Source organism: Cellulomonas terrae (assembly GCF_007990265.1).
In the GTDB taxonomy this organism is placed as follows: domain Bacteria; phylum Actinomycetota; class Actinomycetes; order Actinomycetales; family Cellulomonadaceae; genus Cellulomonas; species Cellulomonas terrae.
In genome coordinates this window covers 40,661-51,401 of record NZ_BJWH01000028.1, presented here as the reverse complement: position 1 = coordinate 51,401, position 10,741 = coordinate 40,661, and the positions used below count along the sequence as shown (strand labels likewise).

General features: G+C 72.5%; 11 protein-coding genes and 1 riboswitch. Of the genes, 6 read left to right on the top strand and 5 right to left on the bottom strand.

The window, feature by feature from the left end:
* Positions 1–26: 26 nt before the first annotated feature.
* Together CTE05_RS18560 and CTE05_RS18555 are read right to left on the bottom strand one after the other, a co-directional pair.
* Entirely contained in the window at positions 27–800 is a 774-nt protein-coding gene (locus tag CTE05_RS18560; protein ID WP_146847780.1) for an ABC transporter permease, read from the bottom strand.
* Positions 800–1,699, bottom strand: a complete 900-nt coding sequence (locus tag CTE05_RS18555; RefSeq protein ID WP_146847779.1) for an ATP-binding cassette domain-containing protein — start codon at positions 1,697–1,699, stop codon at positions 800–802. The genes CTE05_RS18560 and CTE05_RS18555 overlap by 1 nt, the downstream gene beginning before the upstream one ends.
* Before the next feature lie 79 nt (positions 1,700–1,778).
* Between CTE05_RS18555 and CTE05_RS18550 the strand changes: the two genes are divergently transcribed.
* The 6 genes from CTE05_RS18550 to CTE05_RS18525 all read left to right on the top strand — a co-directional run bounded on the left by CTE05_RS18550 (position 1,779) and on the right by CTE05_RS18525 (position 9,032).
* Entirely contained in the window at positions 1,779–3,044 is a 1,266-nt protein-coding gene (locus tag CTE05_RS18550; protein WP_146847778.1) for a TetR/AcrR family transcriptional regulator C-terminal domain-containing protein, read from the top strand.
* A gap of 68 nt (positions 3,045–3,112) precedes the next feature.
* Positions 3,113–3,691 (top strand): DNA-3-methyladenine glycosylase I, encoded by a 579-nt coding sequence (locus CTE05_RS18545; protein WP_146847777.1) that lies wholly within the window; start codon positions 3,113–3,115, stop codon positions 3,689–3,691.
* 130 nt (positions 3,692–3,821) lie between these two features.
* Complete coding sequence (locus tag CTE05_RS18540; protein ID WP_146847776.1) at positions 3,822–4,037, top strand: hypothetical protein; 216 nt, start codon at positions 3,822–3,824, stop codon at positions 4,035–4,037.
* Positions 4,038–4,250: 213 nt separating this feature from the next.
* A riboswitch (SAM riboswitch) is annotated at positions 4,251–4,346 on the top strand.
* Between the two features lie 67 nt (positions 4,347–4,413).
* The gene (locus tag CTE05_RS18535; protein WP_186814937.1) at positions 4,414–5,451 is read left to right on the top strand and encodes a methylenetetrahydrofolate reductase; all 1,038 of its coding nucleotides are present in this window, start codon (positions 4,414–4,416) and stop codon (positions 5,449–5,451) included.
* Between the two features lie 6 nt (positions 5,452–5,457).
* A complete protein-coding gene (metE, locus tag CTE05_RS18530) occupies positions 5,458–7,800 on the top strand; it encodes a 5-methyltetrahydropteroyltriglutamate--homocysteine S-methyltransferase (protein WP_146847775.1) in 2,343 nt (780 codons plus the stop codon).
* A gap of 65 nt (positions 7,801–7,865) precedes the next feature.
* Positions 7,866–9,032, top strand: coding sequence for a MalY/PatB family protein (locus CTE05_RS18525; RefSeq protein ID WP_246123749.1), 1,167 nt, complete (start codon positions 7,866–7,868; stop codon positions 9,030–9,032).
* A gap of 303 nt (positions 9,033–9,335) precedes the next feature.
* Here the strand turns inward: CTE05_RS18525 and CTE05_RS18520 are convergent, their stop codons facing one another.
* The 3 genes from CTE05_RS18520 to gcvH form a co-directional block, all read right to left on the bottom strand.
* Positions 9,336–9,761: a (deoxy)nucleoside triphosphate pyrophosphohydrolase gene (locus CTE05_RS18520; RefSeq protein WP_146847774.1), complete on the bottom strand. Its 426-nt coding sequence runs from the start codon at positions 9,759–9,761 to the stop codon at positions 9,336–9,338.
* Positions 9,762–9,840: 79 nt separating this feature from the next.
* Entirely contained in the window at positions 9,841–10,074 is a 234-nt protein-coding gene (locus tag CTE05_RS18515) for a LuxR C-terminal-related transcriptional regulator (RefSeq protein WP_056588764.1), read from the bottom strand.
* 286 nt (positions 10,075–10,360) lie between these two features.
* Positions 10,361–10,732, bottom strand: coding sequence for a glycine cleavage system protein GcvH (gcvH, locus tag CTE05_RS18510; protein ID WP_146847773.1), 372 nt, complete (start codon positions 10,730–10,732; stop codon positions 10,361–10,363).
* Between the last annotated feature and the right edge of the window lie 9 nt (positions 10,733–10,741).

The following is a 10,741-nucleotide window of genomic DNA, read 5'->3' as shown; positions in this document are numbered from 1 at the left end:
GGGCCGCGCTGGCCCGCCGCCCGACCTCAGCGGCGACGTCGGAACAGCCGCGCCGCGACGACGCGGGCCACGACGAAGATCCCCAGGCACCACACGACGGCCGCCACCCAGGTGTCCCCGATCGGGGTGCCCAGGAGCAGCCCCCGGAGCGTGTCCGTGACGGGCGTGATCGGGTTGTAGGTGGCGATCGACTCCAGCACCGCCGGCATCGACTCCGGCGGCACGAACGCGCTGGACACGTACGGGAGGAACAGGATGGCGAACGTGAACCCGCTCGCCGCCTCCGGCCCGGACGCGACGATCCCGATGGCGACGGCCACCCACGTCAGCGCCAGCACGAAGAGGGCGATGAGGCCGATCGCGCCCAGCCACTGCACCGGCGACGCGGCCGCGTCGAACCCGATGAGGATGGCGATGCCGAACACCAGGGCCGTCGAGACGGCGTTCCGGGCCATGCTGGCCACCACGTGCCCGGTCAGGACGCCGGTCGGACGGATGGGCAGGGACCGGAAGCGGTCGATGATGCCCCCGGTCATGTCGCTGGCGACGTCGACCGCGGTCGTGGCCGAGCCGTAGCCCGCGGTCAGCAGCACGATGCCGGGCACCACCCAGTTCACGTAGTCCCCGCCGGTCTGGATGGCGCCACCGAACACGTAGACGAACAGCAGGAGGAGCACCACGGGCAGGATCACCGCCATCAGGACGGTGTCGAGCTGCCGCAGCGACCGCCGCAGGCACCGCTCGATGAGGGCTCCGGTGTCGTGGGCGGTCCAGCCGAGGGCAGGGGTGATCGTGGTCATCAGGACTCCCGGGAGGTGACGAGCTCGGACTCGGTGGGGCGGCCCGTCAGCGTCAGGAAGACGTCGTCGAGCGTGGGGGAGCGGACCTCCCAGGTGTCGACGTCGACGCCGCGGCGCTCGATGTCGGCGAGGATCCGCCGGACGTCCGGCACCGAGCCGTCGGTGCTGATGCGCTCGTCGGTGCCGTCCTTGAGCCGGAGCTCGACGTGCGCGGACCCGACCGCCCGCTTGAGCTCGCGCGCGGTGCCGTCCGCGATGACGCGCCCGTGGTCGATGACCGCGACGCGGTCGGCCAGCTGGTCGGCCTCCTCCAGGTACTGCGTGGTGAGCAGCACCGTCGTGCCGGCGGCCACGACCGACCGGATGACGTCCCACAGGTCGTTGCGGCTGCGGGGGTCGAGCCCCGTCGTCGGCTCGTCGAGGAACACCACCTGCGGCCGGGACAGCAGCCCGACCGCCAGGTCGAGCCGGCGCCGCATGCCCCCCGAGTAGGTCTTGACCACGCGCCGGCCGGCGTCGGTGAGGTCGAAGAGCTCCAGCAGCTCGGCGCTGCGCGTGCGGACCTCGGCACGTCCCAGGTGGGCCAGCCTGGCCATGAGGTGCAGGTTCTCGACGCCCGTCAGCAGCTCGTCGACGGCGGCGAACTGTCCGGTGAGGCTGATGGCCGCGCGGACCTCGGCCGGCTGCCGCACGACGTCCTTGCCCGCGACGTGAGCGGTGCCTCCGTCGGGCAGCAGGAGCGTCGACAGGATGCGCACGGTCGTGGTCTTGCCGGCTCCGTTGGGACCGAGCAGGGCGAGCACCTCGCCCGAGCCGACCTCGAGGTCGACGCCGTCGAGCACGGTCAGGTCGCCGTAGGACTTGCGCAGTCCCCGGGCGACGACGACGGGTGCAGTCATCGCCTTCTCCTTCTGTGTATGTCATAAACTGTGTGTGTATTTCATACACACTTATAGGATCAGGGGTCAAGGAGGTGCCGTGGACGTCGAGGCACGAGAGGCAGAGCTCGCCAGGCGCGAGGCCGAGGAGGCGCGGCGCGAGGCCGAGCTCCTGCGGCGCGACCGCGAGAAGGCCGAGCGCGCCGAGGCCAAGGAGGCCGAGCGTCGCCGTCGCGACCTGGAGAAGGCCGACCGCGACGCCCAGAAGGAGCTCGAGCGGCGTGAACGGGACCGGCTGAAGGCGGAGCAGGACGCCGCCAAGGAGGTCGAGCGCCGCGAGCGTGACCGGCTGCGCGCCGAGCAGGACGTCCGCAAGCTGGCCGAGCAGCGCGAGCGCGACCGGCTCCGCGCCGAGCAGGACGCGGTGAAGCAGGCCGAGCAGAGGCGTCGCGACGAGGAGCGGGCCGCTCAGCAGGCCGTCCGCGAGGCCGCCCGCCAGCTGCGCGAGGCCGAGAAGGCCCAGCGCGCGGCGGCGCTCGCCCAGCAGCAGGCGGCTCGCGAGGCCGAGAAGGCGCGTCGGCAGGCAATGCGGGTGGCGGGCACGGAGAGCGTCCCCGCAGACCTCCCGCCCGGCATCGCGGTGCTCTGGCGATCTCCCAGCCCGGGTCGCCCCGGGCCGCGGCCCAGCCTCACCCTGGAGCAGATCGCCGACGCGGCCGTCGCGCTGGCCGACGCCGAAGGGATCGAGGCGGTGTCGATGGCCCGGCTCGCCGAGTCGCTCGGGTTCACGACGATGTCCCTCTACCGCTACGTCTCGTCCAAGGACGAGGTGCTGAGCCTCATGTCCGACCGCGCGTCCGGCCGGCCGCCCGTCGTCGGTCCCGAGGTCGGCGGCTGGCGGGAGCGGCTCGAGCTCCTGCTCGCGGTCCAGCGCCCGATCCTGCACGCGCACCCGTGGCTCGCCCGCTCGTCCGCGGTCCTGCACGCCGTGGGCCCCAGCCGGCTCGCCTGGATGGAGGCCATGCTCTCCGCGCTCGACGGCACCCCGCTGACCGAGCACCAGAAGGTCGGGGCCATCGGCCTGCTGGCGTCGAACACGCTCGACCAGCTGCGGATCGGCGAGGAGCTCAGCGGCACCGGTCGCACCGCCGCCGTCGGGACCGCCGGAGACGGGGGTCCGCCGCCCGACCTGGGCGACCTCATCACGGTCCTCGCCTCGGCCGACGAGCATCCGGCCCTCCTGCGGGCCGCCGCCCAGGGCGCGTTCTCCTTCCCGGAGGACGCCGCCGAGCCGGACGACGAGCTGGACTTCGGCACCGTGCTCATCCTCGACGGGATCGAGCGCCTCATCGCGCTCGCCGGCTGAGCCGCCCACAGCCCTCGCGGTCCACAGCCCGTCGGCCCGGTGTCGGTGGCGCGCGGCAGACTCGGCGCATGACCTCGTCCGACGTCCCGCGCACCGGCCGCTGCTTCGGCGACGGCAACCCCGTCTACGAGCAGTACCACGACGAGGAGTGGGGCCGGCCGGTGCACGGCGAGAACGCCCTGTACGAGCGGTTCGCGCTGGAGGCGTTCCAGTCCGGGCTCGCGTGGATCACCATCCTGCGCAAGAGGCCCGCCTTCCGGACGGCCTTCGCAGACTTCGACCCGGAGCTCGTCGCCGCGTTCGGGGACGACGACGTGGCCCGGCTGATGGCCGACGCCGGCATCGTGCGGAACCGCGCCAAGATCGAGGCGACGATCGCCAACGGTCGCGCGCTGCGGGACCTGCACGCGTCGGGTCGCACGCTCGACCAGGTGCTCTGGTCGCACGCCCCCGACCGCTCGACCCACACCCGTCCGGTCACCTGGGCCGACGTGCCGGCGCAGACACCGGAGAGCCGGGCGCTCGCCAAGGAGCTCAAGCTGCTGGGCTTCCGGTTCGTCGGCCCGGTCACCGCCTACGCCGCGATGCAGGCCTGCGGTGTCGTCGACGACCACCTGGCGACGTGCCCCGCCGTCGCCGGAGACTGAGCGCGGCGTCCGAGATGTCCGGAAGCGCCCGGGTCGGCCCGTCGCGCTGCGGGTGAGATGTGCTCCCCGCGGGTGATACCCCCTCCGGGGGTCTCGGCAGGGCCCGGCACGCGCGACTACAGTGCCCCGCATGACGGACAAGCCCGACTCCGACGCCCGGCGTGATGCCGCGCGTGCGGCGGCCGAGGCTCTGGCGGACAACGTCGTCCCCGATGCCGAGATTCTCGAGGCGGTACAGAGCGGACTCCTGTCGGTCCCAGCCGGCTCCCCGAACTCGTGGTTCGACGTCCCGTCGCAGCGCAGCCGCATGCACACGAGCACGCTCGCCCCTCGCCGCCCGCACTGACGACGGCACGGACGCGCCCGCCGTCGCGGGCCGGTCCTCGCCGCGCTGTTGTTCACACCGGCCACCTCGCGCCGCCCTGCGCGCTGACGCCGGTCTGCTCGCACCGCCCTGCGCGCCCGCGCGGCTGACGGTGACGCCGACACTCCACGGACGCTCCCGTCTCATCTGTCGAGCGACGTTGCCCAGCATGTGATCGCCGGTCTACCATCACGCCTACCATCCAGAGCGGCCGAGAGACCTGGCTCGACGACGCCGCAGCAACCCCCCTCCTCGCGAGGGTGTGGGTGCTTCCGCCAGGGGCGATGGAGTGAGCAATGTCCCGAAGGTCACGTGTCCCCGCACCGCGCCGGTGCCCGGCGGCCCGGTCGGTCGCGCCGTGAGCGCCGCCGCCGTGGACTCCCGGACGCCCGGCCTGCACGCCGCGACGAGCCGACGCGCGGTCGCGGCCAACGACCGCCCGACCATCTCCTTCGAGCTCTTCCCGCCCCGGAACCCCGACGCGGCCCCCCGCCTCTGGGCCACGATCCGGGAGCTCGAGACCGTCCAGCCGGACTTCGTCTCCGTCACCTACGGCGCCTCGGGCAAGACGCGGGTGACCACGCGCGCCCTCGTCCGGCGGCTGCTGCGGGAGACGTCGCTCAACCCGATCGCCCACCTGACCTGCGTCGGGACGTCCCGCGAGGAGATCACCACGATCGTCGGGGAGTTCCTCGACGAGGGCCTGCGGTCGTTCCTCGCCCTGCGCGGCGACCCGCCCACGGACCAGAGCGACTGGGAGGCTCACCCCGACGGCCTCCAGACCGCGGGTGAGCTCGTCGAGCTGCTGCGCGAGATCGAGGCCCAGCGGTGCGCGGACAGCCCTTCGCAGGCGGTCCGGGCGCGGGTACGTCCGCTGTCGGTCGCGGTGGCGGCGTTCCCGCGCGGCAACCACGCGACGGGCGGCACGCGCGCGCAGGACGTCGCCTCGCTGCTGGCCAAGCAGGAGGCCGGCGCCGACTTCGCGATCACGCAGGTGTTCTTCGACGCGGACGACTACCTCGGTATCGTGGCGGAGGCCCGGGAGGCCGGCGTGACCATCCCGATCATCCCGGGCATCATCCCGACCACCGACCCGGCCCGGCTGCTGCGCGTGCAGGAGCTCACCGGCGTCCCCGTGCCGCACGACCTGCTCGACCTGCTCGGTTCTGCCGACGACGACCTCGACCGTCATCGCCGGGGCATCCGGGCGAGCGTCGACCTGGTCAACGGCGTCCTGGACGGCGGGGCCCCCGGCGTCCACCTGTACACGTTCAACCAGCACCATGCCGCACTTGACCTGCTCGAGGGTGCACACCTCGACGGCGGAGCTCGGACAGCTCCCGACCTGGCCAGCTGGCCGCAGGACACGGCTCCCGCCCGATCCACGAGGGACTGAAAAAAGATGAGCAGCACACCCCCGCTGAGCCCAAGCTTCCCGGCGAGCTCCGTGCTCGGCTACCCCCGCATCGGCCCGCGCCGCGAGCTGAAGAAGGCCCTCGAGGCGTTCTGGGCCGGTCGCACGTCGGCCGACGAGGTCGAGGCGACCGCCGCCGACCTGCGCAGGCGCACCCGCACGCGCCTGGCCGAGCTCGGCCTGGCCACCGACGTGCCCGCGATCCCGAGCGCGTTCTCGTTCTACGACCACGTGCTCGACGCGACGGCCGTCGTCGGTGCCGTGCCGGCGCGGTTCGCTGACGTCGTCGGCGCGGACGGTGCGCTCGACCTCGCCGGGTACTCGACCGTGGCCCGCGGCCGTGGCGACGACCTCCCGCTCGAGATGACGAAGTGGTTCGACACCAACTACCACTACCTCGTCCCGGAGATCGGCCCCGAGACCGAGTTCCGCTACGCCAGCGACCGTCCCGTGCGGGAGTTCAAGGAAGCCCTCGCGGACGGCGTGCTGACGCGTCCGGTCATCGTCGGCCCCGTCACGTACCTCGCCCTGGCGAAGGCCACGGAGGACGCGCCGGAGGGCTTCGCGCCCATCGACCGTCTCGCGGACCTGCTGCCCGTGTACGCCGAGCTGCTCACGGACCTCGCCGCCGCGGGTGCCACCTGGGTCCAGCTCGAGGAGCCGGCGCTCGTGTCCGACTCGGTCGCGGTGCCGGCCGAGCAGCTGCTCGCGTCCGTCATCGAGGCGTACCGCGCGCTGGCCACCGAGCTCACCCGTCCGACGCGTCCCGCCATCCTCGTCGCGGCGCCCTACGGCGACCTCGGCGCGGCGTTCCCGGTGCTGGCCGCCACGGACGTCGAGGCCATCGGCATCGACCTGGTCCGCGGGCACGCGCCCGCGGAGGCGGTCCCCGGCCTGGAGACCAAGACGCTCGTCGCCGGCGTCATCGACGGCCACAACATCTGGCGCGCCGACCTCGACGCCAAGCTGGCGATCCTCGAGCAGCTCGAGGGCCTGGGCGCCGCGGCCGTCACCGTCGGCACGTCCACGTCGCTGTTCCACGTCCCCCACACCCTCACCGACGAGCCGAACCTCGACGCCACGCTCAAGACGTGGCTCGCGTTCGCCGACGAGAAGGTCGTCGAGGTCGTCACCCTGGCCGAGGGTCTGACCGAGGGCCGCGAGGCGATCCACGAGCAGCTCCTCGCCGCGACCGACGCGATCAACTCCCGCCGCACGGCGCCCGGCGTCGTCAACCCCGAGGTCCGCGACCGCGTCGCTGAGCTGGACGAGTCCGCCTTCAACCGCGGCCCGTTCGACGAGCGCAAGGCCGCCCAGGCAGCGCGGCTCAACCTGCCCCCGCTGCCCACGACCTCGATCGGCTCGTTCCCGCAGACCACCGAGATCCGTACCGCCCGCGCGGCGTTCGGCAAGGGCGAGCTGACGGAGGCGCAGTACGACGAGGAGATGAAGGCGGAGATCCGCCGCGTCGTCGACCTGCAGGAGTCGATCGGCTTCGACGTGCTGGTGCACGGCGAGCCCGAGCGCAACGACATGGTCCAGTACTTCGCGGAGAACCTCGACGGGTTCGCCGTGACGCAGAACGGCTGGGTCCAGTCCTACGGCTCGCGCTGCACGCGTCCCTCGATCCTGTGGGGCGACGTCTCGCGGCCCAAGCCGATCACGGTCGAGTGGTCCGCGTACACGCAGTCGCTCACCGAGAAGCCCGTCAAGGGCATGCTCACCGGTCCGGTGACGATCCTCGCGTGGTCGTTCGTGCGTGACGACCAGCCGCTCGGCGACACCGCCAACCAGGTCGGCCTCGCGCTGCGCGACGAGATCGCCGACCTCGAGGCCGCCGGCATCGCCGTGATCCAGGTGGACGAGCCCGCCCTGCGCGAGCTGCTGCCGCTGCGAGTCGAGGACCACGCCGCGTACCTCGACTGGTCGGTCCGCTCGTTCCGCCTGTCGACCGCGGGCGTCCGCCCCGACACGCAGATCCACACGCACCTGTGCTACTCGGAGTTCGGCGAGATCATCGGCGCGATCGACGGCTTGGACGCCGACGTCACGTCCATCGAGGCGGCCCGCTCGAAGATGGAGATCCTCGGCGACATCTCGGCGGCCGGCTACCCGCGCGGCATCGGCCCCGGCGTCTACGACATCCACTCGCCGCGCGTCCCCAGCGAGGCCGAGGTCGAGGAGCTCCTCACCGAGGCGGTCAAGGCCATCGCGGTCGACCAGCTCTGGGTCAACCCGGACTGCGGCCTGAAGACCCGTCGCTACGAGGAGGTCGCCCCGTCGCTGGAGCACATCCTCGAGGCGACCCGGAAGGTCCGCGCGACCCTCTGATCCACCCGACGGCCCCGGACCCTGCGCAGGTGTCCGGGGCCGTCGTGCGTCCTAGGGTCGGACGCGTGACGATCTTCGACACCGTGCCACTCGACCAGCTGCGCCGCCGGACCAGCGAGAAGTGGCGGCACTACCCGCCGGACGTGCTGCCGCTGTTCGTCGCGGAGATGGACGTGCCGCAACCGGAGCCGGTGGTCCGGGCCGTCGTCGACGCGATGCGGCTGGGCGACACCGGCTACCCGGCCGGCACCGCCTACGCCGAGGCGATGGCGACGTTCGCGGCCGACCGGTGGGACTGGACGGTCGACGTCGCCGCGACACGGTTGGTCCCCGACGTGATGCTCGGCGCGGTCGAGCTGCTCCGGCTGGTCACCGACCCGGGCGACGCCGTCGTCATCAGCCCTCCGGTGTACCCGCCGTTCGCGGCGTTCGTCGACCACGCAGCCCGCAGGGTGGTGACCGCCCCGCTGGCCCCCGACGGGCGGCTCGACCTGGAGGCCCTCGACCGGGCGTTCGGCGAGGCCACCGCGTCGGGCGGCCGCGCGGCGTACCTGCTGTGCCACCCGCACAACCCCACCGGCACGCTGCACACGGCCGACGAGCTGCGTGCGGTCGGCGAGCTGGCAAGCATGCACGGCGTGCGCGTGGTGGCCGACGAGATCCACGCACCCCTCGTGCTCGGCCCGGGCAGCCGGTTCGTGCCCACGACGACGCAGATCCCCGACGCGATCGCCCTGCACTCCGCGTCCAAGGCGTTCAACCTGGCCGGCCTGCGCGCCGCGGTCGCGGTGCCCGGACCGGACGCGGTGGCCGACCTCGCCCGCCTGCCCGCGGTCGTCGCCGACGGCGTCACGCACCTCGGTGCCCTCGCCCAGCGCACCGCCTACCGGGAGGGCGCCGCCTGGCTGGACGAGGTGCTCGACGGGCTCCGGCAGAACCAGCTGCTGCTCGCGGACCTGCTCGCGGAGCAGGTCCCGGCCGCCGTCTGGTCCCCGCCCGAGGCGACGTACTTCGCCTGGATCGACCTGCGCGCCCTCGAGGCGGTCCGCTCCGGCGAGGACCCGGCCCGCCTCGCCCTGCACCGCGCCCGGCTCGCGCTCAACCCGGGCCCCACCTTCGGGGCCGAGGGCACCGGCTTCGTCCGCCTCAACCTCGCCGCCTCGACGGCGACCCTGACCGACGCCGTCGGCCGGCTCGCCAGCGCTCTGGAGCACGTCGCAACCGTTTCGTGACCAAGACACGCCGCCCGAGGGCTCATGTCCACCCCGGGGGCGTGCCGATCACTCCGTACGGAGCCCACGAAAAGGCCCACGCCTGTACAACGAAGTCATGGGAGATCGACGTGGTGAAGTGCGATGAGTGCAGCTCGGCGGTGCAGGTCTGCGAGCGCTGCGACGGAGCCGGCCGCAAGCGCTGGTCCGGGGAGTGCAGCTACTGCCGCGGGACCGGGCAGACGTGCATGAAGAACGGCAACCACCGCTGGTGACGCAGCAGCACCCCGCACCGACGGTGGGCGGGGTGCTCGACAGAGCAGGTCAGCTGAGGCGGACCGACAGGCTCGCCAGCCGGTCGACGATGCGGACGTCCGCATCCAACCAGGGGACGTCGTGCCACTGGTGCGGTGCCAGCCACCGCAGCTCGTCGTGCTCGACGAGAGGTTCGGGCGTGCCCTCGACGACCTCCGCCAGCCAGATGCGCATCACGTAGTCCTCGGACAGCCGCCACCCGCCGTCGTCAGGCCCGACGACCTCGTCGCCGAGGCCGATCCGCACGCCGAGCTCCTCGCGGATCTCGCGGTGCAGGGCATCCTCGGGGGACTCGTCGCCGTCGACCTTGCCGCCGGGGAACTCCCACCGGCCGGCCAGACGCGCGGGGACCGCCCGCCGCGCAGCAAGAAGCTCGCGCGGGTCGTCCAGGTCGTCGACGATGGCGGCGGCCACGACGAGTACGGGTGTGATCATGCGGTGAGTCTGCCAGGCCCGCGTGCCACGGACCTGGGACGCAGGGGACGGCCCACCTTCTGGAGCCGTCGGACCCTGCTCAGCGGATGCCGTGCTCGATGGCCCACGCGACCGCCTCGGCACGCGTCGAGGCGCCGATCTTGCGGTACACGCTGCGGACCTGCGACTTCACCGTGTTCCTCGTCACGAAGAGCCGCGTCGCGATCTCCTCCAGGGTGACGTCCTCGGCGAGCTCAGCCAGCACGACCCGCTCGCGGCGCGTCAGTGCGTCGTTCGTGAGCCCGACGGTCCTGCTCGTCTCCAACATGCTCATGATGTCCTCCGGTGTGCTGCGTGGTTCCGGGGGGTCCGGGCCACGCTCTGGGCTGCGTACCGGATGAGAGAGGGCTGGTCGTGAGCCATGACGCCACTTCCAGCAATCTCCTCATGCGCGGGTTCCCCCCCGCCATGCGCCCGATCGCGCTTGCCACCCACAATGAACGCCGGCTGCCCCGGCAGATACGCCGAACGTGTGATCAGTTCCGAGTTTTCACCCGGACGGCTGACCAGAACGCGTGGCATACCTCACACGGGGACAACGAGAGCAGTGCTGACGAGGTTCAGCCGGCGTTCTGCGCGGTGTACTCGGCAGCGGTGAGCAGCGGACCGGTCGATGCCACGTCGACCTTCAGCAGCCAGCCCTGTCCGTACGGGTCGGAGTTGACCACCGAGGGGTCCTCGACGGCAGCCTGGTTGATCTCGACGACCGTGCCGGACACCGGGGAGTACAGCTCCGAGACCGACTTGGTCGACTCGATCTCGCCGACGACCGCGCCGGCGATGACCTCCTCACCGACGGCGGGGAGCTCGAGATAGACGATGTCGCCGAGCGCGTCAGCCGCGATCCCGGTGATGCCGACGGTCGCAGGGGCGCCGTCATCCAGCCATTCGTGCTCGACCGTGTAGTGCAGGTGGGTGGGCAGCTCCGTCATGAGTGAGGC

Excerpts from the sequence above, each read along its gene's own strand:
- CTE05_RS18560 (WP_146847780.1), bottom strand. The coding sequence starts at position 800 with ATGACCACGATCACCCCTGCCCTCGGCTGGACCGCCCACGACACCGGA.
- CTE05_RS18555 (WP_146847779.1), bottom strand. The coding sequence starts at position 1,699 with ATGACTGCACCCGTCGTCGTCGCCCGGGGACTGCGCAAGTCCTACGGC.
- CTE05_RS18545 (WP_146847777.1), top strand. The coding sequence starts at position 3,113 with ATGACCTCGTCCGACGTCCCGCGCACCGGCCGCTGCTTCGGCGACGGC.
- CTE05_RS18540 (WP_146847776.1), top strand. The coding sequence starts at position 3,822 with ATGACGGACAAGCCCGACTCCGACGCCCGGCGTGATGCCGCGCGTGCG.
- metE (WP_146847775.1), top strand. The coding sequence starts at position 5,458 with ATGAGCAGCACACCCCCGCTGAGCCCAAGCTTCCCGGCGAGCTCCGTG.
- CTE05_RS18520 (WP_146847774.1), bottom strand. The coding sequence starts at position 9,761 with ATGATCACACCCGTACTCGTCGTGGCCGCCGCCATCGTCGACGACCTG.
- CTE05_RS18515 (WP_056588764.1), bottom strand. The coding sequence starts at position 10,074 with ATGAGCATGTTGGAGACGAGCAGGACCGTCGGGCTCACGAACGACGCA.
- gcvH (WP_146847773.1), bottom strand. The coding sequence starts at position 10,732 with ATGACGGAGCTGCCCACCCACCTGCACTACACGGTCGAGCACGAATGG.